Origin of the sequence: Novosphingobium sp. KA1, assembly GCF_017309955.1 — a bacterium.
Lineage (GTDB): Bacteria > Pseudomonadota > Alphaproteobacteria > Sphingomonadales > Sphingomonadaceae > Novosphingobium.
Genome location: NZ_CP021248.1, coordinates 902,351 through 926,106, shown reverse-complemented (window position 1 = coordinate 926,106; position 23,756 = coordinate 902,351). Strand labels below are relative to the sequence as shown.

General features: G+C 66.9%; 19 protein-coding genes and 1 riboswitch. Of the genes, 5 read left to right on the top strand and 14 right to left on the bottom strand.

What is annotated here, in order from left to right; all coding sequences use genetic code 11:
* Window positions 1–8 precede the first annotated feature (8 nt).
* Genes cobM through cbiE form a run of 3 tightly spaced genes read right to left on the bottom strand, consistent with a single transcriptional unit; the run spans window position 9 to window position 2,367 of the window.
* A complete protein-coding gene (gene cobM, locus CA833_RS22080; protein ID WP_142638900.1) occupies window positions 9–794 on the bottom strand; it encodes a precorrin-4 C(11)-methyltransferase in 786 nt (261 codons plus the stop codon).
* Window positions 791–1,162, bottom strand: coding sequence for a cobalamin biosynthesis protein (locus CA833_RS22075; RefSeq protein ID WP_142638902.1), 372 nt, complete (start codon window positions 1,160–1,162; stop codon window positions 791–793). The genes cobM and CA833_RS22075 overlap by 4 nt, the downstream gene beginning before the upstream one ends.
* Complete coding sequence (gene cbiE / locus CA833_RS22070; protein WP_207080183.1) at window positions 1,159–2,367, bottom strand: precorrin-6y C5,15-methyltransferase (decarboxylating) subunit CbiE; 1,209 nt, start codon at window positions 2,365–2,367, stop codon at window positions 1,159–1,161. The genes CA833_RS22075 and cbiE overlap by 4 nt, the downstream gene beginning before the upstream one ends.
* Here cbiE and CA833_RS22065 point away from each other — a divergent pair.
* The gene (locus tag CA833_RS22065) at window positions 2,366–3,115 is read left to right on the top strand and encodes a cobalt-precorrin-6A reductase (protein WP_207080182.1); all 750 of its coding nucleotides are present in this window, start codon (window positions 2,366–2,368) and stop codon (window positions 3,113–3,115) included. The genes cbiE and CA833_RS22065 overlap by 2 nt on opposite strands.
* On the opposite strand, the gene cobJ is transcribed toward CA833_RS22065, so the two are convergent.
* The 9 genes from cobJ to CA833_RS22020 form a co-directional block, all read right to left on the bottom strand.
* Window positions 3,091–3,840 carry a precorrin-3B C(17)-methyltransferase gene (cobJ, locus tag CA833_RS22060; RefSeq protein ID WP_142638905.1) on the bottom strand — a complete coding sequence of 250 codons (750 nt, stop codon included), beginning with the start codon at window positions 3,838–3,840 and terminating at the stop codon, window positions 3,091–3,093. The genes CA833_RS22065 and cobJ overlap by 25 nt on opposite strands.
* Window positions 3,837–4,598: a precorrin-2 C(20)-methyltransferase gene (gene cobI / locus CA833_RS22055; protein ID WP_207080181.1), complete on the bottom strand. Its 762-nt coding sequence runs from the start codon at window positions 4,596–4,598 to the stop codon at window positions 3,837–3,839. Before cobI ends, cobJ begins: the two co-directional genes overlap by 4 nt.
* Window positions 4,595–5,224, bottom strand: coding sequence for a precorrin-8X methylmutase (locus tag CA833_RS22050; protein ID WP_142638907.1), 630 nt, complete (start codon window positions 5,222–5,224; stop codon window positions 4,595–4,597). The genes cobI and CA833_RS22050 overlap by 4 nt, the downstream gene beginning before the upstream one ends.
* Complete coding sequence (cobG, locus tag CA833_RS22045; RefSeq protein WP_207080180.1) at window positions 5,224–6,381, bottom strand: precorrin-3B synthase; 1,158 nt, start codon at window positions 6,379–6,381, stop codon at window positions 5,224–5,226. The genes CA833_RS22050 and cobG overlap by 1 nt, the downstream gene beginning before the upstream one ends.
* A gap of 174 nt (window positions 6,382–6,555) precedes the next feature.
* Window positions 6,556–6,782, bottom strand: a riboswitch (cobalamin riboswitch).
* A gap of 69 nt (window positions 6,783–6,851) precedes the next feature.
* Window positions 6,852–8,669: a glycogen debranching protein GlgX gene (glgX, locus tag CA833_RS22040; protein ID WP_207080179.1), complete on the bottom strand. Its 1,818-nt coding sequence runs from the start codon at window positions 8,667–8,669 to the stop codon at window positions 6,852–6,854.
* Window positions 8,666–10,123, bottom strand: coding sequence for a glycogen synthase GlgA (glgA, locus tag CA833_RS22035; RefSeq protein WP_242526406.1), 1,458 nt, complete (start codon window positions 10,121–10,123; stop codon window positions 8,666–8,668). Before glgA ends, glgX begins: the two co-directional genes overlap by 4 nt.
* A 59-nt stretch (window positions 10,124–10,182) precedes the next feature.
* The gene (gene glgC / locus CA833_RS22030; protein WP_142638911.1) at window positions 10,183–11,442 is read right to left on the bottom strand and encodes a glucose-1-phosphate adenylyltransferase; all 1,260 of its coding nucleotides are present in this window, start codon (window positions 11,440–11,442) and stop codon (window positions 10,183–10,185) included.
* 63 nt (window positions 11,443–11,505) lie between these two features.
* Entirely contained in the window at window positions 11,506–13,695 is a 2,190-nt protein-coding gene (gene glgB, locus CA833_RS22025; RefSeq protein ID WP_142639484.1) for a 1,4-alpha-glucan branching protein GlgB, read from the bottom strand.
* A 14-nt stretch (window positions 13,696–13,709) separates the two neighbouring features.
* Window positions 13,710–16,091, bottom strand: coding sequence for a glycogen/starch/alpha-glucan phosphorylase (locus CA833_RS22020; RefSeq protein ID WP_207080177.1), 2,382 nt, complete (start codon window positions 16,089–16,091; stop codon window positions 13,710–13,712).
* Window positions 16,092–16,390: 299 nt separating this feature from the next.
* On the opposite strand from CA833_RS22020, the gene CA833_RS22015 reads away from it, so the two are divergent.
* The gene (locus CA833_RS22015; protein ID WP_207080176.1) at window positions 16,391–18,043 is read left to right on the top strand and encodes an alpha-amylase family glycosyl hydrolase; all 1,653 of its coding nucleotides are present in this window, start codon (window positions 16,391–16,393) and stop codon (window positions 18,041–18,043) included.
* A gap of 146 nt (window positions 18,044–18,189) precedes the next feature.
* Window positions 18,190–19,485: an HD-GYP domain-containing protein gene (locus CA833_RS22010; RefSeq protein ID WP_207080175.1), complete on the top strand. Its 1,296-nt coding sequence runs from the start codon at window positions 18,190–18,192 to the stop codon at window positions 19,483–19,485.
* A gap of 13 nt (window positions 19,486–19,498) precedes the next feature.
* On the opposite strand, the gene CA833_RS22005 is transcribed toward CA833_RS22010, so the two are convergent.
* Window positions 19,499–21,064, bottom strand: a complete 1,566-nt coding sequence (locus tag CA833_RS22005) for a bifunctional GNAT family N-acetyltransferase/carbon-nitrogen hydrolase family protein (protein ID WP_142638915.1) — start codon at window positions 21,062–21,064, stop codon at window positions 19,499–19,501.
* 118 nt (window positions 21,065–21,182) lie between these two features.
* Here CA833_RS22005 and CA833_RS22000 point away from each other — a divergent pair, with 118 nt between their 5' ends.
* Complete coding sequence (locus CA833_RS22000; RefSeq protein WP_207080174.1) at window positions 21,183–21,437, top strand: hypothetical protein; 255 nt, start codon at window positions 21,183–21,185, stop codon at window positions 21,435–21,437.
* Between the two features lie 148 nt (window positions 21,438–21,585).
* Here the strand turns inward: CA833_RS22000 and queF are convergent, their stop codons facing one another.
* A complete protein-coding gene (gene queF / locus CA833_RS21995) occupies window positions 21,586–22,047 on the bottom strand; it encodes a preQ(1) synthase (RefSeq protein ID WP_142638917.1) in 462 nt (153 codons plus the stop codon).
* A 206-nt stretch (window positions 22,048–22,253) separates the two neighbouring features.
* Here queF and CA833_RS21990 point away from each other — a divergent pair, with 206 nt between their 5' ends.
* On the top strand, window positions 22,254–23,669 hold the full coding sequence (locus CA833_RS21990) for a hypothetical protein (RefSeq protein WP_207080173.1): 1,416 nt from the start codon (window positions 22,254–22,256) through the stop codon (window positions 23,667–23,669).
* Window positions 23,670–23,756: the final 87 nt, after the last annotated feature.

Below are 23,756 nucleotides of genomic sequence, written 5' to 3'. Positions count from 1 at the left end.
CGCCCCGCTCAGTCCTCGCGGCCGGCAAAGACCGACTGCGCCGATTGCGGGCGGAAGCGGCGGTCGTAACCCGCAGCATAGAGACTGCTTTCACCTTCCACATGCGCGCCCAGCGAGGGCCCCACAAGGATCAGCGCGGTACGCTCCATGCTGCCCGCCACCGCCGCCTCCGCCGTTGCCAGCGTGGCGCGCACGATCCGCTCGTCCGGCCAGCTCGCCCGCCAGACCACCGCCACCGGGCAGTCGCCGCCGTAGGAAGGCAGGAGATCGCGCACCACCGCCTCCAGATTGTGGATCGAGAGGTGGATCGCCAGCGTCGCGCCCGTCGCGGCGAAGCGTTCTAGGCTTTCGCGCTCGGGCATCGTGCTGGCCCGGCCGGGGGTGCGGGTCAGCACCACCGACTGGGCCAGCGCCGGTACTGTCAGTTCCGTTTCCAGCGCGGCGGCAGCGGCGGCAAAAGCCGGAACCCCCGGCGTCACGGTGAAGGGAATTGCGAGCGCGCGCAGGCGCCGCACCTGCTCGCCCATGGCGGACCAGACCGAAAGATCGCCCGAATGAAGCCGCGCCACGTCCTGCCCGGCCTCATGCGCCTCGCGGATCGTCTTGATGATCGCGTCGAGGTCCATCGGCGCGGTGTTGACGATGCGCGCGCCCGGCGGGCAATGGCCAAGCACGGCGGCGGGCACCAGCGATCCGGCATAGAGGCAGACCGGGCTGGCGGCGATCAGGTCGCGTCCGCGCAAGGTAAGCAGATCGGGCGCGCCGGGACCGGCGCCGATGAAGTGGACAGTCAAGACAAGGCTCCTTCGGCAATGGCGCAAGTGGCCATCCGGTCTGACGAAACGATACGGGGGACGATCAGGCGTGACGGCGCGCCTATCGCGGCGAGCGCGGAGGCTTCGGCCACGCTGCCGGTACGGCGGGCGGCGAGGCTGGCGGCAGACCGGGTGACTGTCGCCGCCGCCTCCAGCGCGTGCGGGGCGATGCCGAGAACCGGAAGTCCAAGCCGCGCGGCCAGTTCGGCCACCAACCCGCACTTGTCCTCAGGCGCGGCGAGCATGGCGATGCGCACGGCAGGCACCTGCCCGCTGGCAAGCTCGAGCGCATTCTCGAGCGAGGCCAGAGTCGCCCCTTGCCGGCAGCCGAAACCGGCCACGATCATCGCACCGCGCTCCACTGCACCACCGGATAATGCGCCTTCCACCCGCGCCGCGTGCCGAGCGGGGCCGCTTGCGCGAGTTCGATCCGCAGCAATTCGCCGCCCTTCTCCACCTGCCACTTCGCGAGCAGGGCTTCCGACTCCAGCGTCACCGCATTGGCGACGATGCGTGTGCCCTTGCCGAGCAACCCCCAGAGCGTTTCGAGCAGGGCCTCGCTCAGCCCGCCGCCGATAAACACGGCATCGGGCGGCGGCCGGTCTGCCAGAACTTCGGGCGCGCGCCCTTCCACCACCTCCAACCGGTCCACCCCCAGCGCCCGGGCATTGCTCCGCGCCCGTTCCGCCCGCTCGCGATCGGCCTCGAACCCGGTCGCCTGCATGGCGGGATGAGCGAGCAGCCACTCGATGGCAATGGAGCCCGACCCGCAGCCGATGTCCCACAGCCTTTCGCCGGCACGCGGCGCCAGCGCCGAGAGCGTGAGCGCGCGCACGGGCCGCTTGGTGATCTGCCCATCATGCTGGAACCAGTCGTCAGCCGCTCCACTGGCTCGGGGCAGAACCGCCCCGTCCCCTGCGAACCGGATGCCAAGCGCCACCGGATGTACGGTGTCGGCAAATGGCTCGGCATCCGCGCGCATCGATCGAATGCGCTCGCGCGGGCCGCCCAGCGCTTCCAGCACCGTGACCTCGGACGCACCGAAACCTTGCGCTGTCAGATAGGCCATGAACTCCGCCACCGCCGCGCCGTCCCGCACCAGGACCAGCACCTGCACGCCCGGCGCCAGATGTGGCCGCACTCGCGCCAGCGGGGCCGCATGAAGGCCAAGGCAGACGGTCGTTTCCAGCGCCCACCCCAGCCGCGCCGCCGCCAGCGAAAAGGTCGAGCGTCCGGGCATCGCCGTCCACTCGTGCGGCGCCAGATGGCGCGCGATCACCGAACCCGCGCCGAACCAGAACGGGTCTCCCGACACCAGCATCACCGTGCGCCGCCCGCGCTCGGCGAGCAGGCCGTCGACGCCGCTGGCAAAGGGCACTGGCCATGTCCGGCATTCGGCCTTAAGTCCGCCCACCAGCGCCATGTGCCGCTCGGCGCCGGTCACCAGATCGGCTTCGGCCAGCACCGCGCGGGCATCAGCGCAGAGGCCGGAAAGGCCATCCTCGCCGATGCCGATCAGCGTCAGCCAGGCCCGCCCGGGAGAATCAGTCATGTCCCATATCCTCATCCTGGGCGGCACCACCGAAGCGAGCGCACTCGCCCGCGCCATGGCGGATCGGGGCCTCGACGCCACGCTCAGCTACGCCGGACGCACCGAGGCGCCGCGCGCCCAGCCGATCCCGGTGCGGATCGGGGGCTTCGGCGGAGCGGACGGCCTTGCGCAGTACCTGCAGGACCACCGCGTCTCCCACCTGATCGATGCGACCCATCCGTTCGCGGCCACCATGAGCCGCAACGCTCTGGCCGCCGCCGAGGCGACCGGCACGCCGCTGCTCACGCTCACCCGCCCCGGCTGGGCGCCGCAGCCGGGTGATCGCTGGCAATCCGTGCCCGATGTCGCCGCCGCCGTCTCCGCGCTGGCCGGACCGCGGCGCCGGGTGATGCTGGCGCTCGGCCGCATGCATGTCGAGGCCTTCGCCGCGCAAGGCCAGCACCATTACCTGCTGCGCTTCGTCGACCGGCCCCGGCAGCCGCCTGCGCTTCCCGACCATCATCTTGTCGTCGATCGCGGCCCCTTCACGGCGGAAGACGACATACGCTTGCTGGCACAGCACCGGATCGACGTTGTCGTCTGCAAGAACGCGGGCGGCAGCGGCGCGCAGGCCAAGCTCATCGCCGCGCGCCGCCTCGGCATTCCGGTCATGATGATCGAACGCCCGGCCGCCGCGCCGACCGAGACCGTGCACACCGTGGAGGCCGTGTTCGACTGGCTCCCTCATTCCGCCGATCTCGGCGTGTAGAGGATCGGCGCACCCTCGCGCGGGATCAGCCGCGTCCGGCTCGACCCGACAATGACCACGGTGCGCATATCGGCCATGTCCGGGCTTGCCTCGCCCAGCGTCGTGACCCGCAGGTGTTCCTCGGGCGTCGACACCGCGCGGGCAAACAGGATCGGCCGATCCGCGCCGCAAGCCTCGCGCAGCACGTCCAGCACGCGGGCGAACCCTTCGGGGCGGGACTGGGAGCGCGGGTTGTAGAATGCCATCGCGAAGTCCGCCTCCGCCGCAAGACGCAGGCGCCGCTCGATCAGCGCCCATGGCTTGAGGTTGTCCGAAAGGTTGATCGCGCAGAAATCATGCCCCAGTGGCGCCCCCGCGCGGGCGCTGGCCGCCAGCATCGCGGTGATCCCCGGCAGCACGCGGATGTCCAGCGAAAGCCACTCCGGCGGCCCCTGCTCCAGTGCCTCGAACACGGCCGCGGCCATCGCGAAAACCCCCGGATCGCCAGAGGAGACGACCACCACCCGCCTCCCTGCCGCCGCCATCTCCAGCGCATGGGCGGCGCGCTGGAGCTCCACCCGGTTGTCGCTGGCATGGAGCACCAGCCCCGCGCGCGGGGCGACCCGCGCGACATAGGGGATGTAGCCGACCACATCGCTGGCCTCGGCCAGCGCCTGCGACACTTCCGGCGTGACCAGCGTCTCGCGGCCCGGGCCGAGCCCGGCGATCGCGATCCACCCGCTCACGGACGGCGGCCCTTGCCGTGGATCAGCAGGATCGAGAAATAGGGCGTCACGGCTTCCGCTTCGACCAGCGGGGTGATGCGCTGCTCGGCCATGGCCGCATGCTCGACCAGCCATGCCTCATGCTCGCGCCCCGCCGCCGCGACCGCGCGGCGCAGCTTGGCGAGATTTCGGCCGATCTTCATCACCACCAGCGCATCGGTATCGGCGATCCGCCGCGCGAGATCGGCTTCGGGCAGCGTGGCCATCAGCACCGTCAGCACATCGTCACCCCAGGTGATCGGTGTACCGCTGGCGGTCCATGCGCCCGACATGCCGGTGATGCCCGGCACGATTTCCACCGGAACCACGCCCGAAAGCCGTGCGTGAAGGTGCATGAAGGAACCGTAGAAGAACGGGTCGCCCTCGCACAGGACGACAACATCCTCGCCGCGGCGCGCCAGGGTGCCGAGATGCTCGGTGCAGGCGGCATAGAACTCGGACAGGCAGGCGTTGTAGCGCGGATCGGCCAGCGAGATCTCGGTCGTGACCGGGTATTCCATGGCGAACTCGGCCACATCGGCGTGCAACATGCCCTCGACGATCCGGCGCGCCTGTCCGGGGCGGCCGGCCTTGCGGAAATAGGCAAGGTGGCGCGCGCCGCGCACCAACCGGTCGGCGCGGACACTCATCAGGTCCTGCGCGCCGGGACCAAGCCCAACCCCGTAGATCGTTCCGGTCTTCACCGCGACGTTCGCCTCGATTCTCGTTTCCGCGTTCATTCCGCCTTGCTCCCGATCGCATTGACCGCCGCAACCGTGATGGCGCTTCCCCCCAGCCGCCCTTCGACCACGCAGCACGGCACCGGCTGCTCCGCCCACAAGGCCGCCTTCGATTCCGCCGCGCCGACGAAGCCGACCGGACAGCCGATGATCGCCGCGGGACGCGGGCATTGCGGATCTTCCAGCATGTTCAGCAGATGGAACAGCGCGGTCGGCGCATTGCCGATCGCCACCAGCGCCCCGTCCAGATACGGCCGCCAGAGTTCGAGCGCGGCGGCCGAACGGGTATTGCCGATTGCCTGCGCCAGCGCCGGAACCTCGGGCGCGTTGAGGGTGCAGACCAGCGGATTTCCCGCAGGCAGGCGGGCGCGGGTGATACCTTCGCTGACCATGCGCGCATCGCAGAGAATTGGCGCCCCGCTCGCCACCGCCGCCATCGCCGCAGCCGCGAAACCCGGCGAGAAGCGGATGTGCGCGGCGAGGTCTACCAGCCCGGCTGCGTGAATCATGCGTACCGCGATGCGCTCCTCGTCGGCATCGAAGCGGGCGAGATCGGCCTCGGCGCGGATCGTCGCGAAGGACTGGCGATAGATCGCCGCGCCGTCGGTCTCGTAATGGTGCGGCATCAATCGGCTCCGAAATGCGTGAGAATCTGGTGGGGTGTGAGCCCGGCGATGACCGCCGGGGCGCCTGCGCGAGTATCGAACGAAAGATCGAATGCGCCGCCGCGTCCGGTCAGGGTAACCGCGGCAGGAAGCGACCGGGCGCAGCCTTTTGCGCAGCCCGAGACATGCAGGCGCCCGGCCACATGGGGCGCGAGGCGCTCGGCGAGAGCGCGCGTTTCGACGCTCGCCTGCGGGCAGGCCGGCATTCCGGGGCAGGCATCGACACGCAGCGACGGATCGGACGCCTCAGTGGCGAAACCCTCAGCCGGGACAAGCGCGGCGTTCTCCAGCAGCAGCACGCGCCATGGCGTGAGCCGGACGGCGCGGGCCTCGGTCTTGTCCAGCAGTTCTGCCAAAGCCTCGGCGTGCAAGCTGCCGAACGCCACCCCGAACGCGGCGCCAAGCGGGTGAAGGCCCGGGGCCAGTGGCGCGCGCGAGGCAGCCGGGCGAACAGCCCCCTGCGCCCAAGCGGGGAGCTCGGCGTGATGGCGCGCCATCCGCCCCGACACCGCACCGCCGCTATCCACGAACCAGTGGGCAAGATCGATCAGCGCTTCGGCGGCACGGTCCATGGCGATCGGCACCCCGGTCTCGCGGCCCTCCGCGCGCAGGATCAGCGCGCCGGTCTCACCGCGTTCAATGCGCAAATCGGCCGGGACCAGCCCCAGAACCGGCTGCGAACCGGCATCGATGGCAAATCCGACTTTGCCCGGCAGCGGCGGCAACCGGTCCAGCCGGTCCATGAAAGCGCGGGCGATACCCTCGGTCTCGTCCCCCTCCGACCAGTCCGGTGCCAGTGTCAGATTGCGCCGGGCCTCGCGCTCGGCATCGCCGTCGACCAGGCCCAAGGCTGCCAGCCCTTCGAGCAGCGGGCGCAAGGCCGTTTCTCGCACCCCGCGCAGCTGAAGATTGCCCCGGCTCGTCAGGTCGAGCGTGCCGCTGCCATGGCCCAGTGCAAGGTCGCACAGGCCCAGCGCCTGCGCGCGGGTCATCCGGGCCAGCGGCGGGCGCAGGCGCACGATCAGTCCGTCGCCGGATTCCATCGGCCGCCAGGCCGAAGGGCACCATCCACGCACCACGAAGGGGCTCGCACATTTGGTCGTCCCGGGAACGGGCATGCCAAGGGTCCACGCGCGCAGCGACGATGGCCGGGGCCTGCCGGCTCGCGCCGGTCCGCACACAGGGAGGGGGCGCGCGCAATACGCCCTTCCCTGCGCGCCGATGCAGCCCCAGCCGCACGGTTTCGTCGCTCACGCGGAGTACCGAGCCATGGCCTTTCCCTGGACCAAGGCAAGAGCGACCGACGCGCCGGCAGGTCTCCTGGCTCGCGGGTCGAAGCTCGATGCACGGCCTTCCCGGACCTGGCAGGTCCAGTGGCCGGCCTTCCCCTCGGGAAGACCTCGTCATCTCGCTCACCGCTTACAGTTGCAGGGACAGCCTCGGCTTCGGATGGAGCGATCCACCCGCACCGCGTTCCCTTTTAAGCCCCTTTCGGGGCACCGGCGCGATCGTTGCCCGCCAGGCCGAAGCCTGCGAGCGAGCATCGCTTATTACAAAAACCCGCGCTTGCCAACGCGCCTTCCCGAAATCAGGCCGTGGCCGCACGTGCGGTGGCAAAAACCCGCCGCTCAAGCCGGTCGACGGTGAAGCGCAAGGTGCCTTCCGCCCCGGTATAGGCCCAGTCGAGACGGTTCTCGCCGGGGCGCTCCCAATCGGCCACGGTCATTTCCCGGCCGTCCGGGGCATGCCATGCGCCGTGATCCTCGAAGCGCTGGAAGGCGGCCAGATAGGTCATCCGCGCGGCACCGAGCCCGGCGACGTAATCCTCCAGTTCATGGTCGCGGCCTTCCCAATCCACCCAGCCGATCGCATTGTCCTGACAATAGGCGTTGTTGTTGCCGTGCTGGGTGCGGCCGAATTCATCGCCCGCGGTCAGCATGATGGTGCCGGTGGAGGCGAACAGGGTGCCGAGCATGGCCTTGAGATCGGCCTGGCGCGCCGCCAGCACCGCCGCATCGTCGGTGCTACCCTCGACGCCGTGGTTCCAGCTGAAGTTCTCGCCGTGGCCGTCACGATTGTTCTCGCCATTGGCCCAGTTGTGACGGCGCTCGTAAGCGACGGTATCGGCCAGCGTGAAGCCATCGTGCGCGGCAAGGAAATTGACCGAACGGCAGGCGGAATGCGGGGCAAGCGGGCCGAACACATCGGACGAGCCCGCCAGCCGCGTCGCCAGCTTGCCGATGCCCTCGTCCCCGCGCCAGAAACGGCGCACGTCGTCGCGGAAGCGGTCGTTCCATTCGAGCCAGTTGGCGGGAAAATTGCCAAGCTGATAACCGCCCGGGCCGATATCCCACGGCTCGGCGATCATCACCCGCGTCGAGAGCACAGGATCGGCGGCGATCTCCGCAAAGATCGGCGCGGCAGGATCGAACCCGGGTCCGCGCGCCATGACTGGCGCAAGGTCGAAGCGGAAGCCGTCCACGGCGCAGGCGCTCGCAAAATGCCGCATCGCGTCGAGCGCCAGCCGCCGCACGGCCGGATTGGCGAAATCCAGCGTATTGCCGCAGCCGGTATCGTTGATGAGCGCACCATCGGGCGCATGGGCGTAGGCGCCGTTGTCCAGTCCGCGCAGCGAAAGGATGCCGCCCGACCCGTCGCTCTCGCCGGTATGGTTGAACACCATATCGAGCAGCACGCCGATCCCCTCGGCATGGAGCGCGGCGACCGTATTGCGCAGCTCTGCCACCCCGCCGGGACACAGCCCAGGATCGAGCGCCATCATCGCCACCGGATTGTAGCCCCATGCGTTGACGAGGCCGAGCGGCGGCAGGTGCCTCTCGTCCACCCAGGCAACGATCGGCATCAGTTCCACCGCCGTCACATGCAGCTTCTTCAGATGTGCGAGCACAGCCGGATGGGCCAGTGCCGCGACCGTGCCGCGCATGTGCTCGGGCACATCGGGATGGAGACGGGTGAAGCCGCGGACGTTGAGTTCGTAGACCAGCCCGCCCGAGCGGAAGCGAGGCGGATCGAGTGCCGGCGGCGGCGCGGCAGCGGGAACCACCGCGCGCGGAACAATGTCTGCGGTATCCTCGCCGTGGACGGCAAGGCGCGGGTCCTGCACGAAGCGGCGATCCAGTTCCACCGCCCGGGGATCGACCAGCAGCTTGGCCGGATCGAACCACAGCCCGCGCTCGGGCGCCCACTCCCCGGCAGCGCGATAGCCGTAATGCGCGCCGGTCAGGTTGCCCGGCAGCGCCAGCGTCCATTCCGGGCCTTGCCGGAGCATCGCGTGGCGCGTTTCCTCGGCGCCGGAAAACAGGCACAACCAGACCATGTCGGCCAGCGGCGCCCGCACCGTGAAGCGCGTGGCGTCGGCCCCGATCTCGACGCCGAGCGGGTTCATGCAGCCAGCTTGCGGTAAAGCCGGGCGTAAGCCGCGCCGCTCGCCGTCCACGAGAAATCGGCCTTCATCGCGTTCTTCTGGAGCGCGGCCCAGACGTCCGGTTCGTTCCACAATTCCACCGTGCGGGTCAGCGCCGCCGAGAGTGCGTCGTAATGCACGCCGTCGAACTGGATGCCGGTGGCGACACCCGCCGCGAGCGCGGCCGGATTGGCATCGATCACCGTATCGGCAAGACCGCCGGTGCGGGAAACAACGGGGAGACAGCCATAAGCCAGGCCATAAAGCTGGGTCAGCCCGCAAGGCTCGAAACGCGAGGGGATGAGGATCGCATCGCCGCCGCCCTGCATGCGGTGCGACAAATCCTCGTCGTATCCGAAACGCAGGCCCACCCGGCCCGGATGGCGCGCTGCCCCTTCGCGCAGCTGGCGCTCGATCGCACGGTCTCCCGAGCCCAGCAGCGCCAGCCGTCCGCCTATCCCGACGAGATGATCCAGCACTTCGGGCAGCACGTCCATGCCCTTCTGCCAGGTGAGGCGCGTGACCGCGATGAACAGCGGGCCGTCATCCTCGTCGAGGCCGAACTCGGCCTCCAGTGCGCGCTTGTTGGCCTTGCGCTTGTCGAGCGTCCGAGCGGAATAACGCGCGGCGAGCGCGGCGTCCTCGGCCGGGTTCCACAGCGCGGTATCGATGCCGTTGAGAATGCCGCTGACGGCATTGCCCCGCGCGATCACCAGCCCTTCCAGCCCCATGCCGAAGTTCGCCGCACGGATTTCACGCGCATAGGTGGGGCTGACGGTAGTGACCGCATCGGCACAGGCGAGCCCGGCCTTCAGCATGCCGAGACCGCCGTGATATTCCACGCCCTCCATCGTCCATGCCTCGGCGGGCAGGCCGACACCGGGGAACACTTCGGAACCGAACCAGCCCTGAAACGCCATGTTGTGGACCGTGACCACCGAAGGCACCCGCCCCTCATCTCCGCCGAACGGAGCGAAGCGCAGATAGGCGCAGGCCATCGCCGCCTGCCAGTCGTGCGCGTGGACAACGTCATAACGCTTCGCCTTGCCCCGGCTGACCATGGCGCCGCCCGCGATGTCGGCTGCGGCGCGGCCAAACGCGGAAAAGCGGTGCCAGTTATCCCCCCAGTCGCGCCCGGCGCCATCGGTGTAGGGCGCGCCGTCGCGGGTGAACAGGGCCGGCGCATCGAGCACCAGCAGCGGATGGCCGTCAATCTTCGCGGAAAGCAGCCGCGCCGGCACCCCCAGCAGCGAATCCCACGCATGAACCGCGCGGGACCGTCCGATCGCCTTGAGCACCGAAGGGTAGCCCGGCAGCAGCGTCGTCACTTCCACCCCGTTTGGCGCCAGCGCCGAGGGAAGCGCGCCTGCAACATCGGCCAGCCCGCCGGTCTTGATCAGGGGAACTGCTTCGGATGCGACCGACAGAACCTTCAATGCACTCTTCCCTTCCGGTGTCTGAAAATCCGCCTGCGCTGGGATCCTCAAACAAATCCTTAGATTTCCAGCCGCTCGATCATGCGCTTGGTGATCAGGCATACGCCATTGTCGGTGCGGCGGAAACGCTGGCCGTCGAGAACGGGGTCTTCTCCCACCACCAGCCCTTCGGGAATACGCACACCGGAATCGATGATGACCCGGCTGAGCCGCGCATGGCGGCCGATGTTGCAGTAAGGCAGGATCACCGCTTCGTTGACGGAAGAATAGCTGCCCATCTTGACCCCGGTAAACAGCAGCGAACGCCGCGCCAGCGAGCCGGAGACGATACAGTCCTGGCTGATCAGCGAGGAAATCGCCTCGCCGCGCCGTCCTTCCTCGTCGTGCACGAACTTGGCGGGGGCGGCGACGACGGTGTCGGTCCAGATCGGCCAGTCGCGGTCGTACATGTTGAGCTTGGGCACGGTGTCGGTCAGGTCGAGATTGGCGTCGAAATAGGCATCCACGGTGCCGACGTCGCGCCAGTACTCCTCGATCTCTTCCGCCGCGCGGATGCAGGAATTGGTGAAACGGTGCGCCTGCGCCTTCCCGTGCCTGACGATGTAGGGAATGATGTCACCGCCGAAATCGCGCCTGGAATCGGGATCGGCGGCATCGCGCCGCAGTTGCTCGAACAGGAACTCGGTATCGAAGACGTAGATGCCCATGGAAGCGAGGCAATTGTCCGGATCGCCGGGGATCGTCGGCGGATCCTTGGGTTTTTCCACGAACGAGGTAATCACGTCGTGCTCGTCGACATGCATGACGCCGAAACCGCTGGCTTCCTTCTTCGGCACGACAAGGCAGCCCACCGTCACGTCCGCGCCCGAATTGACATGCTCCTGCAGCATCAATTCGTAGTCCATCTTGTAGATGTGGTCGCCCGCCAGGATCACCATGTACTTCGGGCTGTAGGATGCGATGATGTCGATGTTCTGGAACACCGCATCCGCCGTGCCTTCGTACCACAGCATCTCGGAAATGCGCTGGCTGGCGGGCAGGATGTCGAAACTCTCGTTGCGCTCCGGCCGCATGAAGTTCCACGCGCGGTTCATGTGGCGGATCAGGCTATGCGCCTTGTACTGCGTGGCCACGCCGATGCGGCGGATGCCCGAATTGATCGCGTTGGACAGCGCAAAGTCGATGATGCGGCTCATGCCGCCGAAATAGACCGCGGGCTTGGCCCGGTTGTCGGTCAGTTCGGCAAGCCGGCTACCCCTCCCCCCCGCGAGCACATAGGCCATGGCGTCGCGTGCGAGCGGCGATCCCGAGGTACGCATCTGAAACACTCTCCTTGCACATCGTCGGCCCCGCGCCGAACAGGGGGCCAGTTCACGACCTGATCAGTTTTCGTCGAATTCCAGCATGATCGTGGCAAGTGGCGGCAGCGTGACGGTCGCATAGCCGTCGGCCGCCTTGACCTGCCCCATGTTGCCCTTGCCGGTGCCGCCGTAGATCAGCGCATCGGTGTTGAGGATCTCGCGCCACTTGCCCGCATGGGGCAGCGGCAGGCGGTAACCGGTGAGCATTGCCGGGGTCATGTTGGCGACGACCGCGACCGGCTTTGCACCCGCCGCCTTGCGCAGCCATGCAAAGACAGAATTGGCGGCATCGTCGACCACCAGCCACTCGAACCCGCCGCCATCGCAGTCCCCCGCGTGGAGGGCGCGCTTGGTGCGGTAGAGGCGGTTGAGATCCTTCACCAGATTGCGCACGCCTTCATGCGCGGGGGCTTCGCGCAGTTTCCAGTCGAGCGCGCGCTCCTCGCTCCACTCGCGGCGCTGGGCGAATTCCTGGCCCATGAACAGCAGCTTCTTGCCGGGATAGCCCCACATCAGCCCGTAATAGGCCCGCAAGTTGGCGAACTGCTGCCAGTCATCCCCGCTCATCTTGCCGAGCAGCGATCCCTTGCCGTGAACCACTTCGTCATGGCTGAGCGGCAGGACGTAGTTTTCGGAAAACGCGTAAGTCAGCCCAAACGTGATGTCGTTGTGGTGGTAGCGCCGATGCACCGGATCGCGCGCCATGTAGCGCAGCGTGTCGTGCATGAAGCCCATGTTCCACTTGAAGCCGAAGCCCAGCGAACTGGCGCGTCCCGCACCAGCCTGGCCATCGTCCGCCTCGTAGGCGGGCTGGGTGACGCCGGGCCAGGCGGTCGATTCCTCGGCGATCGTGATGACGCCGGGGTGCTGGCCGTAGATCGCGCGGTTGACCGCGCGCAGGAAATCCACCGCCTCCCAGTTCTCACGCCCGCCTTGCGCATTGGGGATCCATTCGCCTTCCTTGCGCGAATAGTCCCGGTAGAGCATCGAGGCGACCGCATCCACGCGAAGGCCATCGACGTGATAGCGCTCGGCCCAGAACAGCGCGTTGTTGACGAGGAAACTCACCACTTCGCGCCGGCCGAAGTTGTAGATCAGCGTGTTCCAGTCCGGCTGGAAACCCATGCGCGGATCGGCATGTTCGTAAAGCGCGGTGCCGTCGAAACGGACGAGGCCGTGCTGGTCGGTCGGGAAATGTGCGGGCACCCAGTCGAGGATCACGCCGATCCCGGCCCGGTGCGCACCGTCCACGAAGCGCGCGAACCCCGCCGGTTCGCCGAAACGCGAGGACGGCGCGTAGAGCCCGGTCGCCTGATAGCCCCATGACGGGTCATAGGGATGCTCGCTGATCGGCATGAACTCGATATGGGTAAAACCCATCTCGACGACATAAGGGATCAGCTGCTCCGCCAGATCGTCCCAGCTCAGGAACCAGTTGAAGCGGTCGCGCTGCCAGGAACCGGCGTGGACTTCGTAGATCGAGACCGGAACCTTGCGCGGATCGACCGAGGCCCAGTGATCGCGGTGCGCCTCGTCGCCCCAGTCCAGCTTGGCCGGATGCGCGGTCATCGAGGCATTGGCCGGGCGGATTTCCGACATGAACGCGAATGGATCGGCCTTGAGTGGCTGCACCACCCCGTCGGCGCCGACGATGTGATACTTGTAGGCGCGATAGTCCCCGATGTCGGGGATGAAGATTTCCCAGACGCCGATGTCCTTGCGATCGCGCATGACGTGGCGCTTGGGATCCCAGTCGTTGAAGTCCCCCACCACGCTGACGAGCCGGGCATTGGGTGCCCAGACCGCGAAGTGAACGCCCTTGGCGCCCTCATGCGCGATGATGTGGGCGCCCAGCTTGTCGAACAGGCGGAAATGCGTGCCCTGCGCGATCAGGAGGTCGTCGATGGGCCCCAGCACCGGACCGAAGGTATAGGGGTCGGTGACCAGCCAGTCGTTCTCTCCCGCCGAGCAGCGATAGCGGATCGGCTGCGGCTTTACGCTCAGCCGCCCTTCGAACAGCCCCCGGTCGTCGATCTTGCCGAGGCGCCCCATCCGGCGCCCATCGAGGCTGAACGCCTCGACCTCCTCGGCGCCCGGCAGGATCGCGCGCAGGAACGTGCCGTCCGGCCCGGGCAGCACGCCCAGAAGCGAGAACGGGTCTGCATGAACGCCTTGAAGGAGAGCCTCAATTGCACTTTCGGGTGGTTTCAGACTTTCCGGTGACGTCACAGAACCTTCCAGATCTCTCTCGCGTACTCGGCAATCGTCCGATCGGACGAGAACCAGCCTACATTCGCAATATTGCGTATCGCTGCGCTGCGCCAGCGGGAAGTATCCTCCCACCAGGCATCAACTGAACGTTGCGCCGCCGCATAAGCATCGAAATCGGCCGCGCACATGAACCAGTCATGGTCGTAAATGCCGCCGACCAGATCCTTGTAGCGATCGGGATCGTCCGGAGAGAATACCCCGGACGAGATCGCCGAGAGCGCCTGGCTCAACTCGCGCGATCCCTCGATCACTTCGCGGGGATTGTAGCCGTCCGCACGCTTTCTGGCGACTTCTTCGGCAGTAAGGCCGAAGATGACGATATTGTCGTCGCCGACATGATCCTTGATCTCGACATTGGCGCCATCAAGCGTACCGATGGTGAGCGCGCCGTTCAGCGCGAACTTCATGTTGCCGGTGCCCGAGGCTTCCATGCCCGCGGTCGAGATCTGTTCGGACAGGTCCGCCGCCGGGAAGATCCGCTCACCCAGGCTGACGTTGTAGTTGGGCACGAACACCACCTTCAGCAGCCCGCCCACCGAAGGATCGGCATTGACGCGCCGGGCTATGTCGTTGGCCAGCTTGATGATCAGCTTGGCGTTGTGATAGCTCGGCGCCGCCTTGCCCGCGAAGATCTTCACCCGCGGCACCCAGTCCCGCTCAGGATGGCTGCGGATCTGGTCGTAGAGCGCCACCGTCTCGATCAGGTTGAGCAGCTGGCGCTTGTATTCGTGGATACGCTTGATCTGCACATCGAACAGCGCATCGGGATCGAGGCGCACGCCCATCGTCTTCTTGATGTAGTCCGCCAGCGCCACCTTGTTGGCGCGCTTCACTTCGGCCACGCGCTCGCCCAGTTGCGCATCGCCCGCATGGGCATTGAGGTCGGACAGTCTTTCCGCGTCGTCAAGGAAACCATCGCCGATGGCATCGCGGATCACCCGGGTCAGGCCCGGATTGCACTGCTGCAGCCAGCGGCGCGGGGTGACGCCGTTGGTCTTGTTGTTAATTCGCGTGGGATAAAGCCGGTGGAGATCGGCAAAGACCGTCTCCTTCATCAGTTCGGTATGGAGCGCGGCCACGCCGTTCACCGAATGCGACCCCACGAAAGCCAGGTTGGCCATGCGCACGCGCCGCTCACCACCCTCGTCGATCAGCGAGATCGCCGCGATCTGCGCATCATCGCAGCCCGCCTTGCGCGCCTCCCTCAGCACGCGGCTGTTGATCGCATAGATGATCTGCATGTGGCGCGGCAGCATCCGCTCGAACAGCGGCAGAGGCCAGGATTCCAGTGCCTCGGGCAGCAGGGTGTGGTTGGTGTAGGACACCGTCTGGCGGCACAGGTCCCAGGCCTCGTTGAACTCAAGGCCGTTTTCATCGACCAGCAGCCGCATCAGTTCGGCCACCGCGACCGAGGGGTGCGTGTCGTTGAGCTGGATCGCGACCTTGTCCGGCAAAGTGCGGATATCGCCTTCGTACTGGACGTGACGGCGCACGATGTCCTGAATGGAAGCGGCGGTGAAGAAATACTCCTGCCGCAGCCGCAGTTCCTGCCCGGCAGGGCTGGAATCGGCGGGGTAGAGCACCCGCACAAGGCTGTCCGCCCGCACCTGCTCCGCCAGCGCGCCGAAGTGGTCGCCCGCATTGAAGGCATCGAGCTTGATCGGATCGAGCGGGCTCGACGTCCAGAGCCGCAGCGTGTTCACGCGCTTGCCACGCCAGCCGACGATCGGGGTATCGATGGCGGTCGCCTCGACCTGCTCGGCCGGGTGCCAGAACACGCCCTCGCCCTCTGCCACCACTTCACCGCCAAAGCCGATGCGGTAGGTGCTTTCCACCCGCTCGAACTCCCAGGGGTTGCCGTGGGCCAGCCATGTCTCGGGCAGCTCGACCTGCCAGCCATCGTCGACGCGCTGGCGGAACATGCCGTTCTTGTAGCGGATACCGTAGCCGTAGGCCGGGATGTCCAGCGTGGCGAGGCTCTCCATGAAGCAGGCAGCGAGACGCCCCAAGCCACCGTTTCCGAGCGCCGCGTCGGGCTCAAGCTCCTCGAGCGCCGCCAGGTCCAGCCCGTGCGCGGCCAGCGCCTTCTCGAACTCGCGCGTCATGCCCATGTTCGAGAGCGCGTCGCGCAACAGGCGACCGATCAGGAATTCCATCGAGAGGTAATAGACCCGCTTGCCCCCGGTATCGTAGGTGCGGCGGGTCGATTCGAACCAGCTGTCGATGATCTTGTCGCGCAGCGCGTAGATCGAGGCGGTGTACCAGTCGTACTGCTTGGCCGCGCGTTCGTCCTTGCCCACGCGGTTTCGCAGGACGCGAACGATATGCTTGTCCATTTCGGACGGGGTTTGCACGCAAGCCAGCGGAGAAGTGTCTGACACAGGATCGGTAGCCACGGGCACACTCCTGAACAGGCCGATCGCCGGACTGAAAAAAGTCGGCGGAAACGGCGGTTTACGTCATCTTCGGGACGCCCCGAACCCGGTGCGCGCCCATCTCTTCCCGACTTCCTCCACCATGGCTAGCACAGCATCGCGACGCGGCAAGAGCGATTGTGCGGTGCCGCAAAAAATTCGCCAGCGAAGATCGCGGCTGTTATACCGGACGCTTCCGCCAGCCTTCGCGAAAGGTGCGCATGACTCTCGATCCTACCGACGCGGCTTCCCCCGAGACCGTTCCTGCGGCAACAGCCCAAGAAACACCGCCGCGGCCGTGGTGGCAGGGCGCCGCAATCTACCAGATCTATCCGCGCAGCTTTCAGGACAGCGATGGCGACGGCGTCGGCGACCTTGCAGGGATCACCCGCCGGCTGAACTATGTGGCGGCGCTGGGCGTCGACGCGATCTGGATCTCGCCGTTCTTCACCTCGCCCATGCGCGATTTCGGCTATGATGTAGCCGACTATCGCGGCATCGACCCGGTCTTCGGCACCATGGCCGATTTCGACGCGCTGGTCGCGCGCGCCCACGAACTGGGCCTTAAAGTCCTGATCGACCAGGTCTACGCGCATACTTCCGACCAGCACGCATGGTTCGCGGAAAGCCGCCAGAACCGCGACAACGCCAAGGCAGACTGGTACGTCTGGCACGATCCGAACGAGGACGGCACCCCGCCCAACAACTGGCAGTCGGTGTTCGGCGGCCCGGCCTGGACCTGGGACGCGCGGCGGCGGCAGTACTACATGCATACCTTCCTCAAGGAACAGCCGCAGCTCAACATGCACAACCTCGATGTGCAGGACGCGATCATGGACGTCGCCCGGTTCTGGCTGGAGCGCGGGGTGGACGGGTTCCGTCTCGACGCGCTCAACCACGCGATGCACGACCCCGAGCTGCGCGACAATCCGCCCGCACCCGAGGATGGCCGCGTGCGATCCCGCCCGTTCGACTACCAGATCAAGAAATACAGCCAGTCGCACCCGGGCATGGTTGCCGTGGTCGAAAAGCTGCGCGGGGTCTGCGACGAATTCTCCGCCATCCATACCGTCGCCGAAATCGGCGGCGACCATCCTCAGGCGGACCGGCGCGCCTATACCTCGGGCAATCACCGGCTCAACAGCGCCTATGGTTTCGACTTCCTCTATGCCCCGGCACTGACGGCAGGCATCGTGGTCGATGTGCTGGACCGCTGGGAACTCGCGCCGGGAGAGGTTGGCGGCTGGCCAAGCTGGGCTTTCGAGAACCACGACGCCCCTCGCGCCGTCTCGCGCTGGTGCGCGCCGGAGAACCGCACAGCCTTTGCCCGCGTGAAAATGGCGCTGCTGACGGCGCTGCGCGGCAACGTGATCGTCTATCAGGGCGAGGAACTCGGCCTCGTGCAGGACGAGATCCCCTACGAACAGCTTCAGGACCCCGAGGCGATCGCCAACTGGCCGCTCACGCTGTCACGCGATGGTGTCCGCACGCCGATTCCATGGGAGGACACTGCGCAGGGCGCCTTCACCACCGGCACGCCGTGGCTACCGATGTCCGCTGAAAACCTGTCGCGCGCGGTGGCCGTTCAGGAAGCGGACCCGGCATCGCTGCTGCACTTCACCCGCCACCTGCTGGCCTTGCGCAAGGCGATCCCGGCACTCCGCCATGGCTCGCTGGTCGACTGGTCCGCAGACGGCGACCTGCTCATGTTCGAACGTGATGCCGGGACCGCGCGTGTGCGCTGCCTGTTCAACCTCTCTGCCAGCCCTATCGACCTGCCAGAGCCCGCCACAGGAATGATCGTGCTATCGGTAAACGGGGCCGATCACGACCATCTCCCCGCCTATGGCGCCATATGGCTGGGAACCAACTGAACAAAAACGATAATTTCCCCTATCCCTGCACTCCGGTTAACCAGAAATCCGTCTATAATACGTGAACTTACCGAGCCTTGCGCGAACGCCGGGAAAGCCTTGTTCGCGCTATCCGCGAAGTAGGCTCCTCCACTCGCGGGTTTGGAATGGTTCTCAAGCGCATATTGCCGTCGCAAGTCGAAATGGGAATGTACATCCAGTCGTTCCAGGGCAACTGGCTGCGCCATCCGTTCTGGCGCGCCAATTTCGTGGTGGACGATCGCGAGCGGCTGGACATCGTGAGGGCCAGCGAGATCGACGCCGTGATCATCGATACCGAACGCGGTATCGATGTAAACACTCCTGCCGAAGCGGAAATGGCCGTTGCCGCAGCCCCGTCCGGACCGCTCCGCATGCGCCCCGCACCGCGCCGGGTCATGCCTCCGCCTCCGCTACGCGGATCGCCGGTCGCCAACGGTGCTGCGCTGCGCTCCGGCCCGATTCCGATCACCCGTGAATTCGGCAATGCCCGGCTGGTGGCAGGCAAATCGCGCAAGGTCATCTCCAGGGTCTTCCTCGAAGCCCGGCTCGGCAAAGCCCCCCGCGTGGTCGAAGTGGCACCGGTAGTCGAGGACATCCACGCCTCCATAGAGAGAAATCCCTATGCCTTTTCCGGCCTGATGCGCTGCAAGTCGGAAAACGAACCTATCTATCGCCACATGCTGGCGACCAGCGCGCTGATGGTCTCGCTCGCCCGCCAGATGCGCCTGCCGCCCGGAGAATCCCGCCTCGCCGGACTGGCCGGGCTCCTGCTCGACGTCGGCGTCAGCCAGCTCGACATCGAATTTTCCGAAGGCATGGGCATCGCCAGCGAGGTCCCCGCCGAACTGTGGGCCCGTCACACCGTCGTCGGGCGCCAGTTGCTGGAGGCGGCGGGCGACATGCCGGGCGAAGTGCTTCGGGCCGTCTCGCGTCACCACGAATCCGTTGCCGGTACCGGCAATGAATTCATGGTCCCGGGCGGCGACCTCGACCTGTTTTCGCGCATGGCGGCGATCTGCGACCATTTCGACCTCGCGGTTGGCGGCGCGCTCACCGGAATTCCGCTCGACCCGGCGCAAGTGCTGCGCGACATGGAGAGCCAGCCGGAGCGCTTCGACGCGAAGATCGTTGCCCGCTTCGTGGAATCGCTGGGCGTCTACCCGATCGGCACCTTTGTCACGCTGCGCAGCGGCCGGATCGCGATGGTCGTCGATCAGGACCCCGAGGCGCCGGAACTCCCTGTCGTCCATGCCTTCTTTTCCACCGCGATGGGCCGCCATGTCGCTGGACACACCATTCCGCTCGGTCATTGCTTCGGCGAGGATGCCATCGACGGCATCGCCGACCTCGAAAGCCACGGCCTGCCATCGGCTACCGCCTTGCGTGAAAAGGTACTGGCGACCCTGCAGCGCACCCTTTGACGCCAGCGCCGCGTCAGCCCGGCTGCTGGGTCCATTCGACGCGGTAGAGATCGAACCGGCGGTCCTTGAGATTCTGCACCGCGCCGGACTGGCGCGCGGTCAGCAGTGCATCGAGGCTGAGATCGGCAATCGCGATCGTCTCGGTATTGGGCGCCGTATCCGCCGCCACGCCGTCCCGCGCGAAGGGGAAGTCCGAAGGCGTCAGGATCGCGCTTTCGGCGTAGTGGACGTCCATGTTCTCCACGTTCGGCAGGTTGCCGACGACGCCGGAGGTGACGACGTAGCACTGGTTCTCCACCGCACGCGCCTGGCAGCAGTAGCGCACGCGCAGGAAGCCCCGCCGCTCGTCGGTGCAGAACGGCACGAACAGCATCAGCGCGCCCTGGTTGACGAGGTGGCGGGAGAGTTCGGGGAACTCGCTGTCATAGCAGATCATCACGCCGATCGGCCCGCAGTCGGTGGGGATCACATTGGCGCCGTAACCGCCCTTGATGTTCCACCACTTGCGCTCGGACGGAGTGGGGTGCAGCTTCTGCGTCTCATGCACCGCGCCGTCGCGCAGGAAGGTATAGGCGATGTTGCGGATCTCGCTCTTGCCCCCGCCCAGCTTCACACGGGTGGGGTGCGAACCGCCGATCACGTTGATATTGTAGCTGACCGCCATGCGCTGCATGAATTCCACGAAACGCGTTGTGTAGTCCGCGATCTTCTCGATGGCGGCGGCGGGTTCCAGCTTGGTTTCCTCGATCGAGAGCAGTTCCAGCGTGAAAAGCTCCGGGAACACCACGAAGTCGCTCTCGTAATCCGAAGCCACGTCGATCCAGTATTCGACCTGCTCCTCGAACTGGTCGATCGTCTCGATCTTGCGCATCATGAACTGCACGGTGGCAACGCGCACGCTGGAGGGCACGCGTTCCTTGAAACCCGGGATGGCCTTGCCGGTATCGCGCGGGGCAAGCGGGTTGGTCCAGTACATGATCACGGCGTTGCCGCCGCTTTCCTTGTCGTTCGGGATATAGTCCGGCAGGATCCCGCGCGGCTCGTACCCCTCGTTCATCTGGAACTGGATGACGGCGTCACGGACCTTCTTGTTCTTCACCGCCTCCAGGTAGTCCGCCGGGTTCGGATACTGGCGCTTGCGGCGGGAATAGCCGGGCATCCGGCCGGCGAAGGCGATGCCCTTGAGCTCGAAATACTGGCAGACTTCCTTGCGCTTGCGATAGAGACGCTGGCCGATGCGCAGGCGCCGGTAATCGGGATCGACGCAGACCTCGAAGCCATAGAGCACGTCGCCATCGTCGGCCGGCGGGCGGCCATAACCGCCATTGCTGATCTCCTCCCAGGTATGCGGACGGAAGGCCTGATCGGCCGTGACGATCATCGTCGCGCAGTGCCCAACCACCTTGCCCTCGTACTCGGCCACGAACTGGCCTTCGGGGAAATTGATCACCTGCCCCCGAATCTCCGCGCGGGTGAAGGCATCGGCGGTGCCGTAGACCTTGCTGGAGAGGCGGGCGATGGCGGGAGCGTCGGCGACGGTGGCGGGACGAATGATGAGCTTGGCTTTGATCTGGTCCATGGAGCAACCTTACGCGCGGGACGGCGGAGGGTTCCAGCCCTGGCGGCGACTCTTTTTTCGCGCCCTCACGGGATATTTCCGGCGTCTTTGCCGTTCTTTGGGATGAAAGGAGAGAGACTTGAGCACCACTCTCATCGCCCTTGCCCTGTTCGGCTGCAGCGACGACGGCTCTGCCTGCCAGCGCCTCGCCGTTCCCGTGCAGACCTTTCCGACCCGTGCCGCCTGCGCCGCGCGGCTGGAAGAGGCGCTGGGCTCGGAGGTGGCACTGGGGGCGGATGCTCCCACCGTGCAGGCGCAGTGCCTGACCACGCGGCAATTGGCTGCTCTGGGCAGCAGGTCGATCGATCTCTCGAAAATCAACAGTCTACGCTAAGGTACGGCTTGGAGAGGAGCCAAGGCCAACGTCGCCCGACGCGGACTTCCGGGGAAACGGCCAGCAAGGCCGTCTGGAGGGAAAGATCGGGGAATACGGGAGCGCCGGAACAGACCGGCGCTCCCGTTTCATCGGCAATCGGGAAAGCTCAGCCCCGGCCGCGGTAGCCCTGCACGCCCTGATCAGGCACCCACAGGCCTTCCGGCGCCGTGCCGGACTGCCAGAACACGTCGATCGGAATGCCGCCGCGCGGATACCAGTAGCCGCCGATGCGCAGCCAGCGCGGCTTCATCTCGTCGAACAGACGCTGGCCGATGCCGACCGTCACATCCTCGTGGAACCCGTTGTGGTTGCGGAACGAGCCGAGGAACAGCTTGAGGCTCTTGGATTCGACGATGGTCTCGCCGGGCGCATAATCGATAACGAGATGCGCAAAATCGGGCTGGCCGGTGACCGGGCAGAGCGAGGTGAATTCCGGCGCGGCAAAACGCACCAGATAGAGGCTGCCCTGGCGCGGATTGGGAACGTAATCGAGCACGGCCTCCTCGGGCGAGGTGGGCAGCGGCACGTTCTGGCCGAGATGCAGCGGAGCGATGGAAGTGTCGGTCATGAGCGCCTTGATAATTGCCCGCCCTGCTTCCTTCAAGGCTTGGCGCTCCATCCGGGGGCTGGCGAGCCATCGGCGCCCTTCTAGCCGGGCCGCAATTCGGCTATGATGCCCCTCGCCTCATCGCGCCGATGGACTATATGCGACCTCCATTAAGACAAGGTTCAGCGCGCGAAGGCTTCCGCACTGAAGGGATGATGCGGGGCAAGATGATCAGGACGGCTACTCTTTCTACAACGGCGGCGCTGGCGGGCGTCCTTCTCGTCGCGGGCACGACGCCCGCACTGGCACAGGCGACATGGAGCCTTCAGCCCGGCGCCGATTCCACGCAGGCCCCGGCGCGCCCTGCCGGCCCGGTCGATTCGCAAAATCCGGTCGTCACGCGCCCCGCCAATACGCCCGAGGAAACGCCCAGCACGAAGGTCACGCTGCCTGCGCCGCCGCCCCCGGCGATCGGCACTCCGACGGCCAGGGCACCGGAGAAGCCCGCCGCAAAACCAACCGCGCCCGCCGGTGAAGCGCCTCGCCGCACCGACGCGCCTGCCCCGCGCGCGGGCATAAGCCCGGAGACCCCGGCCCCGGCCCCGGCCCCGGCTCCAACACCAGCCCCGACCGCGCCCGCCGCCCAGCCCGCGCCTTCGGCATCGCCGCTCGCAGCGACGCCGAGCCTTGCCGCGGCCGATGCCACCCAAACCGAGCCGACTGCCGCACCGTCAAACCACTGGCCGGAATGGTGGCTGGCAATCCCGGTCGCGCTGCTGCTGGCAGCGGGCGGCGTGTTCGCCCTGTTGCGCCGTCGCGCGACCCCGGCAACGGCCTGGACAGAGGCCGGCCTGGAGCCGGAGCCGGAGCCAGAGCCGGAACCCGAAGTCGGCGATATTGCCCAGGCACCCGAAGCGGAGGTCGCACCCGCCACAAAGGCGCCGACAGGCCCCGTCATCACCGCGCCCGCTCAGCCCAAGGCCGAAGCGGCCACGACGGTGCCCGTCACACCTGCCGCCCCGCCGCGCGCCAATCCGCTGCTCGCACCGCTGCTGGTCCCTGCACAGGTTCCAGCCGCGACCACCACGCCTCCCCTCGCGCCCTCTCCCGCGGACATTGAAAAGCCGGAAATCGCTCTTGAAACCGTGCTGATGCGGCAGTCGCTGGTCTATGCGACACTGGTCTACCGCGCCGCGCTGACCGCGCCGGCCGACGGTATTCCCGAAGGCGCGGTGATCGCGGCGGACATGATCTCCGCCCACGCCTCGCTCTCGCAGGCCGAGCAACTCGCCCCCGATCCCGCCTCGATCCCGGTCCGCCACCGTTTCGATGCTCTTGCACCGGGCGAAACGCGCGAAGTGAACGGTGAAATCCAGCTTCCGCTCAATGCCATCCGCCCGTTGCGGCAGGGCAATGCGACGCTGTTCGTGCCGCTGCTGCGACTGTTTGTCGCTCTGCCCGACGGGTCGATCGAGCGGCGCGTGTTCTCGCTCGGCCAACCCGGCGAAGGTGCAGGCCTTGCCCCCCTGCGTATCGACACCGGCCCGCGTGACCATGCACCGATCCAAGCCCGCGAGATCGTCGGCGCCCGCTCCCATGCCGGGCCCGCGCCAGCAGGCGGCGTTCCGCAAGCAGCGGAGTGACGCAGCCCCTCGACCGCTCGGATCGCCGCGTCTAGGGTCACGCTCCCCAGAGTGCGATTTGAAATCCGCCAGGGGCGGATTTTGCGG

Bases quoted from the DNA above. Each gene is read 5' to 3' on its own strand.
- CA833_RS22075 (WP_142638902.1), bottom strand. From the start codon at position 1,162: ATGATCGTGGCCGGTTTCGGCTGCCGGCAAGGGGCGACTCTGGCCTCG.
- CA833_RS22065 (WP_207080182.1), top strand. From the start codon at position 2,366: ATGTCCCATATCCTCATCCTGGGCGGCACCACCGAAGCGAGCGCACTC.
- cbiE (WP_207080183.1), bottom strand. From the start codon at position 2,367: ATGACTGATTCTCCCGGGCGGGCCTGGCTGACGCTGATCGGCATCGGC.
- cobI (WP_207080181.1), bottom strand. From the start codon at position 4,598: ATGAACGCGGAAACGAGAATCGAGGCGAACGTCGCGGTGAAGACCGGA.
- CA833_RS22050 (WP_142638907.1), bottom strand. From the start codon at position 5,224: ATGCCGCACCATTACGAGACCGACGGCGCGGCGATCTATCGCCAGTCC.
- cobG (WP_207080180.1), bottom strand. From the start codon at position 6,381: ATGCCCGTTCCCGGGACGACCAAATGTGCGAGCCCCTTCGTGGTGCGT.
- glgX (WP_207080179.1), bottom strand. From the start codon at position 8,669: ATGAACCCGCTCGGCGTCGAGATCGGGGCCGACGCCACGCGCTTCACG.
- glgC (WP_142638911.1), bottom strand. From the start codon at position 11,442: ATGCGTACCTCGGGATCGCCGCTCGCACGCGACGCCATGGCCTATGTG.
- CA833_RS22020 (WP_207080177.1), bottom strand. From the start codon at position 16,091: ATGGACAAGCATATCGTTCGCGTCCTGCGAAACCGCGTGGGCAAGGAC.
- CA833_RS22015 (WP_207080176.1), top strand. From the start codon at position 16,391: ATGACTCTCGATCCTACCGACGCGGCTTCCCCCGAGACCGTTCCTGCG.
- CA833_RS22010 (WP_207080175.1), top strand. From the start codon at position 18,190: ATGGTTCTCAAGCGCATATTGCCGTCGCAAGTCGAAATGGGAATGTAC.
- CA833_RS22005 (WP_142638915.1), bottom strand. From the start codon at position 21,064: ATGGACCAGATCAAAGCCAAGCTCATCATTCGTCCCGCCACCGTCGCC.
- queF (WP_142638917.1), bottom strand. From the start codon at position 22,047: ATGACCGACACTTCCATCGCTCCGCTGCATCTCGGCCAGAACGTGCCG.
- CA833_RS21990 (WP_207080173.1), top strand. From the start codon at position 22,254: ATGATCAGGACGGCTACTCTTTCTACAACGGCGGCGCTGGCGGGCGTC.